Below are 15,451 nucleotides of genomic sequence, written 5' to 3'. Positions count from 1 at the left end.
GCCGAGCCGTCCAACGCCGAACCCTCCAAGGGCCGGTGCCGGGCGGCGCGCATGCGTTCCGGAATATGAGAATTCACCGCCGGCCGCCGGTTCCTCGCGCCGAAACGGACCTGTCGCCTCTGAGGCGGCACGGCTCCGTGCCTCCAGCCCTTCCGCAAAGCGCGGGCGTGGCCGGGGGCGGAACCGGCCGGACGGCCCTGTAGCGACGAACCCCCGGCGCGATGCCCCGAGCCTTGGATAGAGGCGGGGTCGCAAGGAGAACGAATGTCCAACGCAGCAGTTTCGCGCGACGATTTCGCCGCGCTTCTCGAAGCGTCCTTCCATGAGAACGATGTCGCCGAAGGCGCCGTGGTCAAGGGAACGGTCGTCGCGATCGAGAAGGACATGGCCGTCATCGACGCCGGTCTGAAGGTCGAGGGCCGCGTCGCCCTCAAGGAATTCGGCCAGAAGGGCGGCGAGACCACCCTCAAGGTCGGCGACGTCGTCGACATCTACGTCGAGCGCATCGAGAACGCGCTGGGCGAAGCCGTCCTGTCGCGCGACAAGGCGCGCCGCGAGGAGAGCTGGGTCAAGCTCGAGGTCAAGTTCAACGCCGGCGAGAAGGTCGAAGGCCAGATCTTCAACCAGGTCAAGGGCGGCTTCACGGTCGACCTCGACGGCGCCGTGGCCTTCCTGCCGCGCAGCCAGGTCGACATCCGTCCGATCCGCGACGTCGGCCCGCTGATGAACACCCCGCAGCCGTTCCAGATCCTCAAGATGGACAAGCGCCGCGGCAACATCGTCGTGTCGCGCCGCACGGTCCTCGAGGAGAGCCGCGCCGAGCAGCGTTCGGAGATCGTCCAGAACCTCGAGGAAGGCCAGATCGTCGACGGCGTGGTCAAGAACATCACCGACTACGGTGCGTTCGTCGACCTCGGCGGCATCGACGGCCTGCTCCACGTGACGGACATGGCCTGGCGCCGCGTCAACCACCCGACCGAGATCCTCCAGATCGGCCAGTCGGTTAAGGTGCAGATCATCCGCATCAACCAGGAAACCCACCGCATCTCGCTCGGCATGAAGCAGCTCGAGGCGGATCCCTGGGAGGGCATCGGCGTCAAGTACCCGATGGGCGTGAAGGTCTCCGGTCGCGTGACCAACATCACCGACTACGGCGCCTTCGTCGAGCTGGAGCCGGGCATCGAAGGCCTGATCCACGTCTCCGAGATGAGCTGGACCAAGAAGAACGTCCATCCGGGCAAGATCCTCTCGACCTCCCAGGAAGTCGAAGTGGTGGTGCTCGAGGTCGATCCGGTCAAGCGCCGCATCTCGCTCGGCCTCAAGCAGACGCTCCAGAACCCCTGGGAAGCGTTCCGCGACCAGTTCCCGGTCGGCACGATCGTCGAGGGCGAGGTCAAGAACAAGACCGAGTTCGGCCTGTTCATCGGCCTCGAGGGCGACGTGGACGGCATGGTCCACCTGTCGGACCTCGACTGGTCGCGTCCGGGCGAGCAGGTCATCGACGAGTTCAACAAGGGTGACACCGTGCGCGCCCAGGTTCTCGACGTCGACGTCGAGAAGGAGCGCATCTCGCTCGGCATCAAGCAGGTCGGCGGCGACGCCGTCACCTCGGCCCCCGAGGCCGGCGACCTGCGCCGCGGCGCGATCGTCACCTGCGAGGTCACGTCGGTGAACGAGGGCGGCATCGAGGTCCAGATCCTGGACACCGAGTACTCCGCCTTCATCCGCCGCAACGATCTCGGCCGCGACCGCGACGACCAGCGCCCCGAGAAGTTCTCGGTCGGCCAGAAGGTCGACGCGCGCGTCACGCAGTTCGACAAGAAGGCCCGCCGCGTCGGCGTGTCGATCAAGGCGCTGCAGATCGCCGAGGAGAAGGAGGCCGTCGCGCAGTACGGCTCGACCGACTCCGGCGCTTCTCTCGGCGACATCCTCGCCGCCGCGATGAACAAGCGCGACGCCGAGTAAGCTTCGATCCGGGCGGCTCTCGCCGCCCGTTTCACGTGAGACAGAGAGACCCGCGCCGGGCGACCGGCGCGGGTCTTTTTTGTTCGGCCGTGCCTTGCCCGGCACCCGGCGGCGTGGCATCCGGCTCGCGATCACGGACGTTCCCGAGGACCCGCCATGAGCGAGACGCCCCGCTTCACCCCGATCGGCCGCGGCAAGATCGCGGCGATCGCCACCACGCTGGAAATGCGCGAGCCCGCCCCGCCCCGCCCGGTGCCGGCGGGTCTCGACGGCGAGGTCGTGTCGCTCGAAGGCATCCCGGCGGACGACTATCTCGACCTCTTCCGCCGCGTCGGGCAGGACTATCTCTGGCTCACCCGCCTGTTCATGGCGCGCGAGACGCTGGAAGCGCAACTCGCGAGCCCCGAGACGCAGGTCTTCGGCGAGCGCGTCGGCGGGCGCCTCGAAGGGCTTCTGGAGTTCGACTGGCGGGGCGGCGGGGGCGACTGCGAGATCAAGTATTTCGGCGTCACCGCCGCGCGCCAAGCGACCGGCGCCGCGCGGCGCCTGATGAACCACGCGATCGCCCACGCCTTCGCGTCCGGCGCGACGCGCCTCTGGCTCCACACCAACACCATGGACCACCCGCGCGCGCTCGCCTTCTACGCGCGATCGGGCTTCACGGCGGTCGGCCAGGAGGTCGAGATCAACGACGACCCGCGCCTTGCCGGCCTCTTGCCGCGGGACGCGGCGCCCCACGTCCCAATCTTCGAATAGCCGGGCTCAGCGCCAGCCGAGCGCCGGGGCGACGTGGGTGAGGATCGCCTCGATCACATGGGTGTTGTAGGCGACGCCGAGCTGGTTCGGCACGGTCAGGAGCAGCGTGTCGGCCTCCCCGATCGCCTCGTCGCGCCGCAACTCGTCCACGAGCCGGTCCGGCTCGGCCGCATAGGAGCGGCCGAACACGGCGCGCATGTTGTCGATGACGCCGACCTGGTCGTGCGACGCGTCGCCGCCGAAATAGGCCCGGTCGAGATCGCTCACGATCGCAAAGATCGAGCGTGACACGGAGACGCGCGGCCGCCGCTGGTGCCCGGCCGCCTCGAAGGCCGCGCGGTAGGCGCGGATCTGCCGGGCCTGCTGGACATGGAACGGCTCGCCGGTCTCGTCGGCCTTCAGCGTCGAGCTTTGAAGGTTCATGCCCTGCTGCGCCGCCCAGACCGCGGTCGCATCCGACGCCGAGCCCCACCAGATCCGCTCGCGCAAGCCTTCCGAATGCGGCTCGAGGCGCAAGCGTCCCGGCGGGTTGGGGAACATCGGACGCGGGTTCGGCTCAGCAAAGCCCTCGCCCCGCAGGAGATCGAGAAACGTCTCGGTATGCCGCCGGCCCATGTCGGCGTCGCTTTCGCCGGGGCGTGGCAGGTGGCCGAAATGGCGCCAGCCGTCGATCACCTGCTCGGGCGACCCGCGGCTGAGGCCGAGCTGCAGGCGACCGCCCGCGATGAGGTCGGCGGCGCCCGCGTCCTCCACCATGTAGTGCGGGTTCTCGTAGCGCATGTCGATGACGCCGGTGCCGATCTCGATGCGGCGCGTCCTCGCGCCGACCGCCGCCAGGAGCGGAAACGGCGAGGCGAGCTGGCGGGCGAAATGGTGGACGCGGAAATAGGCGCCGTTCGCGCCGAGCTCCTCCGCGGCGACTGCGAGATCGATCGACTGGAGAAGGACGTCGGCGGCCGAGCGCGTGGCCGAGCGGGCCGAGGGCGACCAATGGCCGAAGGACAGAAAACCGATGGACTTCATGGGGCATCTCCTGACGCCGGAACGGAGGGCGGCACGGAAGGCCGCACGATGGGCGACAGGTGCCCCCTCGGCTGTTCCCTGTCGAGACGCGCGCCGGTGACCTCATCGTCTCCAAAGTGAGCACCGGTCGGCGGCAGGGTCGCCAGCCGCGACGAAACAACCCGGCATCCAACCCGGCGCTTGGCGCGTTGGTCCTGCATCTCAGATGGAGTTGATCCGATGAACCATCCCAAGATCACGGACGGGGCGAACGACCGGCCCCGCGACGCGTCGATCGGACAGAGCGCCGGGGGCCTTCCCGACGACAGCGGTCGTCCGGTCGTGGTCGACGAGGCCGAGGCGGAGCGCATCGCGGCTTCGCTCCAAGGCGAGGGCGAGGGCGAGGGCGAAGGCGAGGACGAGACCGAGGCGCACCCGTCATGACGACCCGCACGGTTTCTCTCGCCAGGGGCGCGCTTCTCGTCGCGGCCGCCCTGTCGCTCGCCGCCTGCAACCCGACCGCCGGCAAGCGGACGGGCAGCGGCGACGGCCCGACGGGCAGCGCGGGATCGTCGAACACGCCCGGCGTCGCCACCAACGGGGCCCCGGCCGCCGAATAGCGACCGATCTCGAAAGCAACGATTCACCAGGGCAGGGGAATTTCCCCTGCCGCTTACCGATTCTTCGGCAGGATCCGCCAGCTTAGGCGGAGAGACGCCGAAGGTCCGACATGATCGCCTCGCAAAAGGCATACACCCACCTCGTTCGACGCGTGCTGCTGCCGATGATCGGTCTGGTGGCGCTCCTCCTCGTCGGCCTTCTGGCGGCGGTGTGGGTCGTCGCCGCGCACCAGACGCGCGCGGCCGAGGGCGAGGAAATCCGGCTCGTGCGCAGCGCGCTCGCCATGCGCGGCGAGTACATGCGCAAGATCGCGCTCGATTACGGCACCTGGGACGAGGCCTACGAAAACCTCGTCGCCGAACCCGACGCCGCCTGGAGCGACGAGAACATCGGTTTCTGGTCGTCCAGCCACTACGGTTTCGACATGGCGCTGGTGGTCGGTCCGGACGGACGGGCTGACTACGCGGCCGATCACGGCGAACGCATCTCGGCGCCCGTGTCCGCGCTGCTGCCGGACGGAGCCGAGGCCATCGTGCGCGCGGCGGTCTCGCCGACGGGCGAGGGCGCCGCGTCCGGTCTTCTTCTCAGCAGCGCGGGCCCGGCGATCGCCGCCGCCGCGATCATCCGGCGCAGCGAGCACGACCAGCCGGCCGAGGCCGAGCGCCACGTCCTGATCCTCATCGACGCGCTCGACGACAAGACGCTCGCGCAGTTCGAGCGCGCCTATCCGCTGGCGCATCTGCGGCTGGAAGCGCCGTCGTTCGAGGCGGCGGCGAGCGAGACGATCGTCGACGCCGAGGGCCGCACGATCGCCCGGCTCGCCTGGGACGGCGAGCGGCCGGGCGACGACCTCCTGCGGGTCGCCATCCCGATCTGGCTTGCGGTCGCCGTCGCCTTCGGGCTCCTGATCTGGACCGGGACCGGACAGGTGCGGTCCTCCTCGCGGATCGTGGCCGCGAGCGTCCACCGCGCGACGCACGACGCGCTGACCGATCTTCCCAACCGCGTCCTCCTGTTCGAGCGGCTGGATGCCGCCGCGCGGGCGCTTGGCGAGGGCGGCGCGCCGTTCGCGGTCGCCTATCTCGATCTCGACGGGTTCAAGGCGGTCAACGACCGCCACGGCCATGCCGAAGGCGACAAGGTGCTGTGCACGGTGGCCACCCGGTTGCGCGAGCTCGTCGCCGAGCGCGACACGGTGGCCCGTCTCGGCGGCGACGAGTTCGCGCTTCTTCTGTTCTCGGGTCGCGGCGACCGCGGCCGGCTGGACGGCCTCGCGCGGCGCTTCATCGCGGCGATCGAGAAGCCGATCGCGCTCGGCGGCGGGGCGGAAGCCTCGGTCAGCGCGACGGTCGGCCTGTCGCTGGCGCCCGGCGACAGCACCGACCCGCTCGCGCTCCTGCGCCAGGCCGACGAGGCGCTCTATGCGGGCAAGCGGGCCGGCAAGCGCCGGGCCTTGTTCCACGACGCCGTGCAACGGGCGCTCGCGCCCGCCGCCTGACACGCCTTCGCGCCGCGACGGACGCGCGCGCTTCTCAGTGCCGGCCGCCGGCCGCGCGGCGCATGGGCGCGCGTTGGGCGGGCTGGGCGGCGTGCGAACTCTCGCGCTCGCCGTCGGTCCGGAACGTTCCGACCCGCTCCGACAGGCTCATCGTCTCGGCCATCAGCGTCTTGGTGGCGGCGGTCGTCTGTTCCACCATCGCCGCGTTCTGCTGGGTCACCTTGTCGACCTGATTGGCCGCGGTCGCGACCTCGGTCAGGCTGATCGACTGGTCCTGCGCCTTCTGGGCGATGGCGCTGACGAGGCGGCTCATCTCGCCGACCTGCGCGACGATCTCCTCGATGCTCTGGCCGGTCGCGGTGACGAGCTCGACCCCGGCCTCCACGTGCTGGCCGGACGCCTGGATGAGGTCCTTGATCTCCTTGGCGGCTTCGGCCGAGCGCTGGGCGAGCCCGCGCACCTCCTGCGCGACGACGGCAAAGCCCCGGCCGGCCTCCCCGGCGCGCGCGGCTTCCACACCCGCGTTCAGCGCCAGAAGGTTCGTCTGGAAGGCGATCTCGTCGATCACGCCGATGATCTTGCCCACCATGTCGGACGACTGCTTGATCGCGCCCATCGTCTTGACCGCGGAGGCGACGATCTCCTCGCCCTTCTGCGCGTTGCGGAGCGCGACGCTCGCGGTCTTCTGCGCCTGCGTCGCCTCGGTCGTCGTCTCGCGCACGCCCTGGCTGACCTGACCGATGGCGGCCGAGGTCTGTTCCAGGGCGGCGGCCTGCTGCTCGGTGCGCTGGGCGAGGTCGCCAGCGGCGACCGAGATCTCGGTCATCCCCTCGGCGATGCGGTTGGAGGCGTTCTGGACCTCGACGATCGTGTCGCGCAACGTCGTGCGCGCCCGGTTGTAGTCGAGCCGCAGCTGGTCGAGTTCGGGCGTGAGGGGCGCGGCGAGATGCTGGTCGAGCCGGCCTTCCGCGAGCGCGCCGAGCGCTCCGCCGATCTGGCTGACCGCCCGGATGCGCGGCGTCACGTCGGTGGCGAACTTCACGATCTTGGCGACCTGGCCCTTGCCGTCGAGGATCGGATTGTAGGAACCCTGGATCCAGACGGCCTCGCCGCCCTTGGCCACGCGCTTGAACTCGCCGCTCTGGAACTGGCCGGCGCGCAGGTCGTCCCAGAACCTCTGGTAGCCCTCGCCGGCGCGCTGCGTGCCGTCGAGGAACATCGCGTGGTTCTGCCCGGCGATCTCGGACAGCTGGTAGCCGAAGGCCTTGAGGAAGGCGGCGTTGGCGGTCAGCACCGTGCCGTCGGGACGGAACTCGATGACGACCTGCGAGCGGTTGATCGCGGCGATCTGGGCGGTGAAATCGATGTTGGCGAGCCGCTCCTTGGCGTCCGCCCATTCGACGCTGAACCCGAGGAGCCGCCCGTCGCGGCGCATCGGCGTCACCATCAGGTCGAAGCTCCAGTTGGCGACGCGGATCGTGGCGCTGTAGCGCGACTGCAGGGCGGCGAGGAGCTTGCGCTGGTGCGCCGGGGCCTTGTGGAAAATGTCGATGTTGCTGCCGATCAGCGTCGCCACCGAGAAGTTCGGCAGTTCCTTGCGAAGGTCGGCCTCGGCTTCCTTCAGGAGCTTCGTCAGCGCCTGGTTGACGAAGGTGATGCGCAGGTCCGCGTCGGCGAGCATGACGTTGGCGTTGAGGCCCTCGAGCGCCATCTGGGCGCCGGCGCCGTGTGCGCGGTGGAACAATCCGAAACCCATGCCTTCCCCCTTCGCACGCGCCTGCCGCGTCGGGGTTGCACCATGCCGAGGTAACATTGATGTGTGGTTAACGACCTGTCTCTCGAAGGACTTGGAGTTGTGGTGGCGGGGGAAGGTTTCCGTCGCCCGTCGCCTCAGTTGCGCACCGTCAGGCACGCCGCGCCGCCCGAGCGCATGCGCCGGCACAGGCGGTCGGCGGAGGCGCGGTCGTCGAACGCGACGCGGATGCGATAGTAGGACCGGGCGCCGCGCCCGCCGAGCCGCGTGGTGATCACGGTCGGCTGGTGCCCGGTGAGGAGCGCGCCGACCCGGCCCTGCAGGGCGCGGTAGTCGTCGAGCGCGCGCGCCTTGTTCGGCCCAGCGACGAGCTGGACGCCCCAGGGCGCGATCGCCTCCGCCAGTGCGCTGCGCGTCTCGCGCGGGTTCGACGCCTGGATCGCGGCGAGCGTCGCGAGGCAGTTGGCGCCGGTGTCGGCGTGCCGCCCGGCGTCGCCGTCCCGCGCGTCGGCCGTCAGGTTGGCGCCCGTGACGAAGCGCACATGGGCGCGCGTCTCGTCGGGCAGGCTCGCCTCGCCGCTCCGCCAGCGCGCGATCCGCCCCGGACCGGCATTGTAGGCGGCGGCCGCGAGATCGAGGCTGCCGAAGCTGCCGCGCAGTTCCGAGAGGTAGGAGGCGGAGGCGGGGATCGCGGCCTCCGGGTCGAACGGGTCGGTGAGGCCCCGCGCGCTGGCGGTGGCCGGCATGAACTGGGCGATGCCCCTGGCGCCGACCGGGCTGACCGCCTGCGGCCGGAAGCTGCTCTCGCGCCAGATCAGCCGGGTGAGGAACGAGGCGGGCAGCGAGTGGGTCGCCGCGGCGCGGTCGATCACCGCGCAGATCACGGCGCGCGAGGACTCCTCGGCGCGCGCCGCGCCGGCCGTCAGGCTAGCCGCCAGAAACGTCGCGGCGACGAGGATGGTCGATGGGCGCAAGCGATGATCTCTCCGGCCGGACCCCTCCGGCGGCCGGGACTATAGCCGCTCGACCTTAACCGACGCACCCATTCCTCAAGCCGGCCAGCTGCCGGCCGACCACCCGCCGTCGGCGGGCAGGTCTCCACCGACACGTTGCGGCGGATCCGCACGGACGACGATGGCTCGCGCGACAAGGACGAAGGACGAAGAGAGGGCGGTTGCGGCGAGGCGCGTTTCGCGCCCGCTTTCGACCGGCGCGGCGCAGGGCGACGCGCGCCACACCGGCCGGGACGCGGCAGCGTCGAGGCGGGGCATCGCGTGCATTGATGGACGCGGCTTCGACCGCGATCGGCATCCGGGTATCGATGTCTCGACCTGTGCAAATCGACTTCGAGCGGTACCTCCTCATCAACGCGGCCGACACGTTCCGGCTTTGCCGCGGCCCGGCTCCTCGTCGCGAAGGGCCGGCTCGTGCCAGCCGCGCGTTGAAGGAGTACCAGGCCCATGTCGACCCTCACCCAACCGCCCAGCTCCGCCGCGAGCGGGCTGCACGGGATCTTCCTCAGTTTTCCCGTCGCTCTCTTCTCGACGGCGCTGGCCGCGGACGCCGCCTATCTCGGCAGCGCCGAGATCCAGTGGACGAACTTCGCCAGCTGGGCGATCGCCGGGGCGCTGGTCTTCACGGGACTGACGGTCCTCTTCGCGCTGGCCGGCTGGCTGCGGCATATCCGCCAGCCGGGCGGCGTCCGGCGCCTCGTCTATCTCCTAGTGCTGGCCGCCCTGTTCGCGGTCGGGCTCGTCAACGCCTTCCATCACGCGCAGGACGGATGGAGCTCGGTCGGGACCACAGGCCTCGCGCTCTCCGCCGTGTCGACCCTTCTGGCGCTCGTCGCCGGCTGGATGTTCTTTTCCCAGGCGCAGGTGACGGAGATCGTGCGATGACCAAGGCTCTCTGGACCGCCCTTCTCGCCACGCTCGCCCTCTCGGGCTGCGAGGGCAGCGACCCCGCGCTGAACCAGACCGGCGCGCAGCCCGACCTGCCGGCGGTGCGCCAGACGCTGGTGCCGCCGATGAACATCGCGACGCCCACCGCCTGGAACGGCGAGGTGCCGACGGTGCCGCAGGGCTTCACGATCTCGGCCTTCGCGAGCGACCTGTCGATCCCCCGCCAGATGCTGATGCTGCCGAACGGCGACGTCCTGGTGGCCGAAGGGCGCGGCGGTCATGCGCCGGCGCTGCGTCCGAAGGACGTCATCGCCGGCGTCATCAAGAAGCGCGGCAATTCGAGCGGCAGCGGCGGCAACCGCATCACCCTCCTGCGCGACGCCGACAACAACGGCCAGCCCGAGGTCCGCACCGTCCTGATCGACGATCTCGACGCGCCCTACGGGCTCGCCCTGGTCGACGGGTTCCTCTATGTCGCCGAGCAGGGCGCCCTGACGCGCTTTCCCTACCAGGAAGGCCAGACCGAGATCACCGCGCCGGGCGAGCAGGTGACGAAGCTTCCCTCCGCCATCAACCACCATTGGACGAAGTCGCTCGCGGCGAGCGCCGACGGCTCCAGGCTCTATGTCGGCATCGGCTCCAACAGCAATGTCGGCGAGCGGGGGATGACGGTCGAGGAGGAGCGCGCGGTGGTCTGGGAGATCGACCGCGAGACCGGCGCCGCGCGCACCATCGCGCGCGGGATCCGCAACCCGACCGCGCTCGCGATCGAGCCGACGAGCAACGCGCTCTGGGCGGTGGTCAACGAGCGCGACGAGCTCGGGCCCCAGCTCGTGCCGGACTACCTCACCTCGGTGAAGGACGGCGCCTTCTACGGCTGGCCCTACAGCTACTGGGGCCAGAACCTTGATCCGCGCGTCCAGCCGCAGCGGCCCGACCTCGTGGAGACGGCGATCGCCCCGGACTACGCGCTCGGCTCGCATGTCGCCGCGCTCGGGCTCTCGTTCGCTCGCGACGGCGGCTTCGGCGGCCCGTTCGCGCAAGGCGCCTTCATCGGCGAGCACGGCAGCTGGAATCGCCAGGACCTGTCCGGCTACAAGGTCGCCTTCGTGCCCTTCGAGGGCGGGCGCCCGGCGGGCGAGCCGGTGGATTTCGCCACCGGCTTCCTGACCGCGGACGGACAGGCGCGCGGGCGGCCGGTCGGCGTCGCCTTCGATCCCCAGAAGCGCGTGCTCCTGATCGCGGACGACCTGTCCAACACGATCTGGCGCGTCTCGCAGTCCGAGCCCGCGCAGGCGTCGCTCACGCCGGCGCGGTAAGCCACGGAGGCCTCGTCAGACCGTGACGCGCCACGTCATGGTCCGGCTTTCGCCGGGCGCAAGGCTCACCACGCCCGGCTTTTCGGTGAACTCGCCGTCCCAGCCGACGGGGCTCGCCATCGACAGCCACGGCTCGATGCACAGGAACGGCGCGCCGGTCGGCTTCGACCAGAGGCCGAGGTCGGGGTAGCCCTCCCACGAGAAGGCGAGCGCGCGCGCCTCGCTCCCGTCGGGCTTGAGCGCGGCATAGCGCACCGAACGGCTCCGGACGTCCGGCAGCACCAGCGCGTCGTCGGCAAAGAGCGCTTCGGACAGCGGCAGGGTCCGCCCATCGAGCGGGATCGGGCGCGGGGGGCCGAGAAGCCCGCCGACCACCGACAGCGCCTCGGGCGCCTCGTCGGCGTCGAACACGACGACATGGTCCGCCTTGGGCACGTCGTCCACCAGCGGCCAGCGGAAGCCGGGATGGGCGCCGAGCCCGAAGGGCAGGGTGCCCGGGCCGGGGTTCTCGACACGAGCGATGACGGTGAGCGTCGAACCCTCGACCGCGTGAACGAGTTCGAGCGAGAAGGGGAACGGGTAGATCGCGCGGCTCGCCGCGTCGTCGGAGAGACGCATCACGACGCGCGCGGGGCTCGCCTCCACCACGCGGAACTCACGGTCGCGCGCAAAACCGTGCTGTGTCATCGTATAGGCTTGGCCCTTGTGGCGCAGCGTGTCGCCGGTGAGGCGTCCGACGATCGGAAACAGGACCGGCGCCCGGCGCGTCCAGGCCGTGCCGCCCTGCCAGAGGAGTTCCACCCCGTCGCGTCCGCGGATGCTGGAGAGTTCCGCGCCGAGGGGATCGACGGCGACCGTCAGCGTGTCGGTGCGGATGATGATCGGGTCGCTCATGGCGGACGGCTCTCCTCGTGATGCGCCCCGGCTTACGATATCGGGCGCTCCCGTGACAGGGGCGGTTTTCCCGCCTCGCAACCCCGGCGATCTGCGGCTAGGAAGGAACCCCCGCCGACCGTTCGCACGAGGACGCCCATGACGACATATCGCATCGCGCTCATTCCCGGCGACGGGATCGGCGTGCCCATGGTGGATGCGGCCTGGACGGTGCTGGAGCGCGCGGGCGCGCGTCATGGCTTCCAGCTTTCGGCGACGCGCTTTCCCTGGTCCTGCGACTTCTACCGAGAGACCGGCGCGATGATGCCGGCGGACGGCATCGAGACGCTCCGCCCCTTCGACGCGATCCTGCTCGGCGCCGTTGGCTGGCCGGCCGCCGTGCCCGACGCCGTCTCGCTGCACGGCCTCCTCCTGCCGATCCGCAAGGCCTTCCGGCAATACGCCAACATCCGCCCGCACCGCCTCCTGCCCGGCGTCGAAGGGCCCTTGCGCAAGGAGGGCTTCGACATCCTCTGCATCCGCGAGAACACGGAAGGCGAGTATTCCGGCGCCGGCGGACGGGTGCATGTCGGCACGCCCGACGAGGTGGCGGTCGAGACGGCGATCTTCACGCGGGTCGGCGTCGAGCGGATCCTGCGCTTCGGCTTCGAACAGGCACGGGCGCGCCGCGGCAAGCTCGCCTCGGTGACGAAGTCCAACGCCCAGAAGCACACGATGGTGTTCTGGGACGAGATGACGACGGCGATCGCGGCCGACTACCCGGATGTCGAGGTGACGCCCTACCACATCGACGCGATGGCGGCGCGCATGGTCATGGCGCCGGAGACGCTCGACGTCGTGGTCGCGTCCAACCTCTTCGGCGACATCCTGACCGACCTTGGTGCGGCCATCCAGGGCGGGCTCGGCTTTGCCGCCTCGGCCAACATCAACCCCGACCGCACCGCGCCCTCGATGTTCGAGCCGGTGCACGGCTCGGCGCCCGACATCGCGCATTTGGGCATCGCCAACCCGATCGCGACGATCTGGTCGGGCGCCATGATGCTGGAGCACCTCGGCGAGCAGGGCGCCGCCGCGGACGTGATGCGCGCGGTTGAAGCGGCGACCGCCCGCGGCATCGGCACGCGGCCCGGACAGGACCGGACGGACGCGATCGCCAATGCGGTGCTCCAAGCGCTCGGCTGAGGGCCATAAGGGCGGCGGTCGGCCGCCCGTCAAATTCCTATGATTTGCTTATCATCGTGACGGGCGGCTAGACTTGCGATCGGCATTGGGAGGTGCCGATCATGACCAAGCGCATCATCACAGCGGCGCTGCTGCTGGGAACCGTGAGCGCGTTCGCGCCGCTCGCCCATGCCGACATGGCCGGTTCGGTCGAGACCGAGACGCGCCGCGTGCCGGGCCTCGAACGCCCGGCCGAGATCGTCGTCGACTTCTGGGGCATCCCCCACATCTACGCCGCCAACGAGCGCGACGCCTTCTTCCTGCAGGGCTACAACGCGGCGCGCGACCGGCTCTGGCAGATCGACCTCTGGCGCAAGCGCGGCCTCGGCCGCCTGTCGGAGAGCTTCGGGCCCGCCTATGTCGAGCAGGACCGGGCGGCCCGCCTGTTCCTGTTCAAGGGCGACATGGACAAGGAATGGGCCGCCTACGGGCCGAAGGCCAAGGGCTATACGCAGGCCTTCGTCGAGGGCATCAACGCCTATGTCGACCAGGTCGCGGACGGCACGCTCGAACTGCCGATCCAGTTCCGGGCGAGCAACAGCCGACCGGAGCGCTGGTCGCCCGAAGACGTCGTGCGGATCCGCAGCCACGGACTGACGCGCAACGCGACCTCGGAGGTCGAGCGGGCGCGCGTCGCCTGCCTCGCCGGGCTGCGGGCCGACGCCCTGCGCGCCAAGCTCGAGCCGGCCTGGACGACGAAGGTGCCCGACGGGCTGGACCCTTGCCTCGTGCCGGAGGACGTTCTCAAGGACTACGACCTCGCGACCAAGGGCGTGAGCTTCTCGCCCGAGACGCAGCGCGACGCCGCGCTCGACGCGCGTTCGTTCCTGGCGGCCTCGCGCGGGAAGCGCGACACGATCGGCTCCAACAACTGGGTCGTCGCACCGGAGCGCACCGAAACCGGGCGCCCGATCCTCGCCAACGACCCGCACCGGGCGCATGGCGTTCCCTCGCTGCGCTACATCGTCCACCTCAATGCGCCGGGCCTTTCGGTGATCGGCGCGGGCGAGCCGTCGCTGCCGGGCATCTCGATCGGCCACAACGGCACGATCGCCTTCGGCCTGACGATCTTCGCGATCGACCAGGAGGACCTCTACGTCTACGAGACCAACCCCGCCAATCCGAACCAGTACCGCTACGGCGACGGGTGGGAGGACATGCGGGTGGAGAAGGAGACCGTCGCCGTGAAGGGCGGCGCGCCGCAGGAGGTCGAGCTGCACTACACCCGGCACGGCGCGGTGCTGCGCAGCGATCCGGCCGGCAACCGCGCCTTCGCGCTGCGCACGGTCTGGCTGGAGCCGGGCACCTCGGCTTATTTCGGCTCCTCCGACTACATGACCGCCCGCAACTGGGACGAGTTCAAGTCGGCGATGGACCGGTTCGCCACCCCGTCCGAAAACCAGGTCTATGCCGACACCGGCGGCAATATCGGCTGGATCGCGGCCGGCATGACGCCCCGGCGCACCAACTGGGACGGGCTCCTGCCGGTGCCGGGCGACGGGCGCTACGAATGGGGCTTCTTCACGCGCGACGACCTGCCCTCCGTCTACAATCCCGTCGACGGCTGGTTCGCGACCGCCAACCAGATGAACCTGCCGGCCGACCATCCCGCCGCCGAGAAGCCGATCGGCTTCGAATGGGCCAATCCCTCGCGCTACCAGCGCATCGCCGAGGTCCTGTCGGCCGACGACCGCGTGTCGCTGAACGACGCCATGCGGCTGCAAAATGACGACGGCAGCATGGTCGGGCGGCGCATCGCCAGGCTCTTCGCCGAGCAGCCCGCGCCGGCCGACGCCCTGGAGCGCCAAGCCTTCGACGGCCTGCGCAACTGGGACGGGCAGGTGCGGGCGGACAGCGCGGCGGCCGCGGTCGCCGAGATCATGGTGGCCGGGCCGCTCGGGCGCGAGACCGTCAAGCTCGCGGTGCCCGAGCCCGCGCGCGCGATCGTCGACGACGGCGACATCGGCGCGGTGCTCGATCTTCTGGAGGCGCCGGACGACCGGCTCGGCACCGACCCGCGTGGGGCGCGCGAGCGCATCCTGTCCGCCGCGCTCACCACGGCGGTCGCCAAGGCGAAGGACCTGATGGGCGACGATCCGTCCGACTGGCGCTGGGGCGCCATCCACCGGGCGATGTTCGTGCCCGACGTCGCACCGCTGCTGTCGGCCAGCGACAAGGCGCAGATGAGCGTCGGGCCGCTGGCGATCGGCGGCTCCGCCACCACCCCGCGCGCCACGAGCTATGGGCCGGACTTCGGCGTGCGCGCGGGCGCCTCGTTCCGCATGGTGCTCGACGTCGGCAACTGGGACGCCAGCCGGACCATCAACACGCCCGGCCAGTCGGGCGACCCGATGAGCCCGCACTACCGCGACCTCGCGCCGCTCTGGGCGGCCGGCGCCTACGTGCCGCTCCTCTATTCGCGCGGGGCGGTCGAGACCAGCGCAGCCGAGGTGCTGAAGCTCACTCCCTGAGACAGGAAGGGCGGCTCCGGCCGCCCCGATGTCCCCGTTCCTCCTGGTGA

The 15,451-nt window shown here is 70.5% G+C and carries 13 protein-coding genes; 9 read left to right on the top strand and 4 right to left on the bottom strand.

Annotation, left to right across the window (positions count from 1 at the left end; genetic code table 11):
* Window positions 1–264 precede the first annotated feature (264 nt).
* Window positions 265–1,965: a 30S ribosomal protein S1 gene (rpsA, locus tag ASF65_RS16355; RefSeq protein ID WP_055891395.1), complete on the top strand. Its 1,701-nt coding sequence runs from the start codon at window positions 265–267 to the stop codon at window positions 1,963–1,965.
* 156 nt (window positions 1,966–2,121) lie between these two features.
* The gene (locus ASF65_RS16350) at window positions 2,122–2,721 is read left to right on the top strand and encodes a GNAT family N-acetyltransferase (RefSeq protein ID WP_055891393.1); all 600 of its coding nucleotides are present in this window, start codon (window positions 2,122–2,124) and stop codon (window positions 2,719–2,721) included.
* Between the two features lie 6 nt (window positions 2,722–2,727).
* On the opposite strand, the gene ASF65_RS16345 is transcribed toward ASF65_RS16350, so the two are convergent.
* Window positions 2,728–3,744, bottom strand: coding sequence for an LLM class flavin-dependent oxidoreductase (locus ASF65_RS16345; protein ID WP_055891390.1), 1,017 nt, complete (start codon window positions 3,742–3,744; stop codon window positions 2,728–2,730).
* A 219-nt stretch (window positions 3,745–3,963) separates the two neighbouring features.
* Here ASF65_RS16345 and ASF65_RS16340 point away from each other — a divergent pair, with 219 nt between their 5' ends.
* The 3 genes from ASF65_RS16340 to ASF65_RS16330 all read left to right on the top strand — a co-directional run bounded on the left by ASF65_RS16340 (window position 3,964) and on the right by ASF65_RS16330 (window position 5,842).
* Complete coding sequence (locus ASF65_RS16340; RefSeq protein ID WP_055891387.1) at window positions 3,964–4,167, top strand: hypothetical protein; 204 nt, start codon at window positions 3,964–3,966, stop codon at window positions 4,165–4,167.
* On the top strand, window positions 4,164–4,343 hold the full coding sequence (locus ASF65_RS16335; RefSeq protein WP_055891384.1) for a hypothetical protein: 180 nt from the start codon (window positions 4,164–4,166) through the stop codon (window positions 4,341–4,343). The genes ASF65_RS16340 and ASF65_RS16335 overlap by 4 nt, the downstream gene beginning before the upstream one ends.
* A gap of 110 nt (window positions 4,344–4,453) precedes the next feature.
* Window positions 4,454–5,842 carry a diguanylate cyclase gene (locus tag ASF65_RS16330; RefSeq protein ID WP_055891381.1) on the top strand — a complete coding sequence of 463 codons (1,389 nt, stop codon included), beginning with the start codon at window positions 4,454–4,456 and terminating at the stop codon, window positions 5,840–5,842.
* A 34-nt stretch (window positions 5,843–5,876) separates the two neighbouring features.
* Here ASF65_RS16330 and ASF65_RS16325 read toward each other — a convergent pair whose 3' ends face one another.
* Both ASF65_RS16325 and ASF65_RS16320 read right to left on the bottom strand, forming a co-directional pair.
* Window positions 5,877–7,598: a methyl-accepting chemotaxis protein gene (locus tag ASF65_RS16325; protein WP_055891379.1), complete on the bottom strand. Its 1,722-nt coding sequence runs from the start codon at window positions 7,596–7,598 to the stop codon at window positions 5,877–5,879.
* A gap of 134 nt (window positions 7,599–7,732) precedes the next feature.
* Window positions 7,733–8,569 (bottom strand): lytic transglycosylase domain-containing protein, encoded by an 837-nt coding sequence (locus ASF65_RS16320; protein WP_055891376.1) that lies wholly within the window; start codon window positions 8,567–8,569, stop codon window positions 7,733–7,735.
* Between the two features lie 486 nt (window positions 8,570–9,055).
* On the opposite strand from ASF65_RS16320, the gene ASF65_RS16310 reads away from it, so the two are divergent.
* Both ASF65_RS16310 and ASF65_RS16305 read left to right on the top strand, forming a co-directional pair.
* The gene (locus ASF65_RS16310) at window positions 9,056–9,493 is read left to right on the top strand and encodes a DUF2231 domain-containing protein (protein ID WP_055891370.1); all 438 of its coding nucleotides are present in this window, start codon (window positions 9,056–9,058) and stop codon (window positions 9,491–9,493) included.
* Window positions 9,490–10,815, top strand: a complete 1,326-nt coding sequence (locus ASF65_RS16305) for a sorbosone dehydrogenase family protein (protein WP_055891367.1) — start codon at window positions 9,490–9,492, stop codon at window positions 10,813–10,815. The genes ASF65_RS16310 and ASF65_RS16305 overlap by 4 nt, the downstream gene beginning before the upstream one ends.
* Before the next feature lie 15 nt (window positions 10,816–10,830).
* Here the strand turns inward: ASF65_RS16305 and ASF65_RS16300 are convergent, their stop codons facing one another.
* Complete coding sequence (locus ASF65_RS16300; RefSeq protein ID WP_055891364.1) at window positions 10,831–11,709, bottom strand: aldose 1-epimerase family protein; 879 nt, start codon at window positions 11,707–11,709, stop codon at window positions 10,831–10,833.
* Window positions 11,710–11,847: 138 nt separating this feature from the next.
* On the opposite strand from ASF65_RS16300, the gene ASF65_RS16295 reads away from it, so the two are divergent.
* Both ASF65_RS16295 and ASF65_RS16290 read left to right on the top strand, forming a co-directional pair.
* Window positions 11,848–12,891 (top strand): tartrate dehydrogenase, encoded by a 1,044-nt coding sequence (locus tag ASF65_RS16295; protein WP_055891362.1) that lies wholly within the window; start codon window positions 11,848–11,850, stop codon window positions 12,889–12,891.
* Window positions 12,892–13,067: 176 nt separating this feature from the next.
* Complete coding sequence (locus ASF65_RS16290; protein WP_244486787.1) at window positions 13,068–15,401, top strand: penicillin acylase family protein; 2,334 nt, start codon at window positions 13,068–13,070, stop codon at window positions 15,399–15,401.
* Window positions 15,402–15,451: the final 50 nt, after the last annotated feature.

Source organism: Aureimonas sp. Leaf324, from assembly GCF_001423245.1.
In the GTDB taxonomy this organism is placed as follows: domain Bacteria; phylum Pseudomonadota; class Alphaproteobacteria; order Rhizobiales; family Rhizobiaceae; genus Aureimonas.
This window is presented reverse-complemented; position numbering and strand designations above follow the sequence as displayed.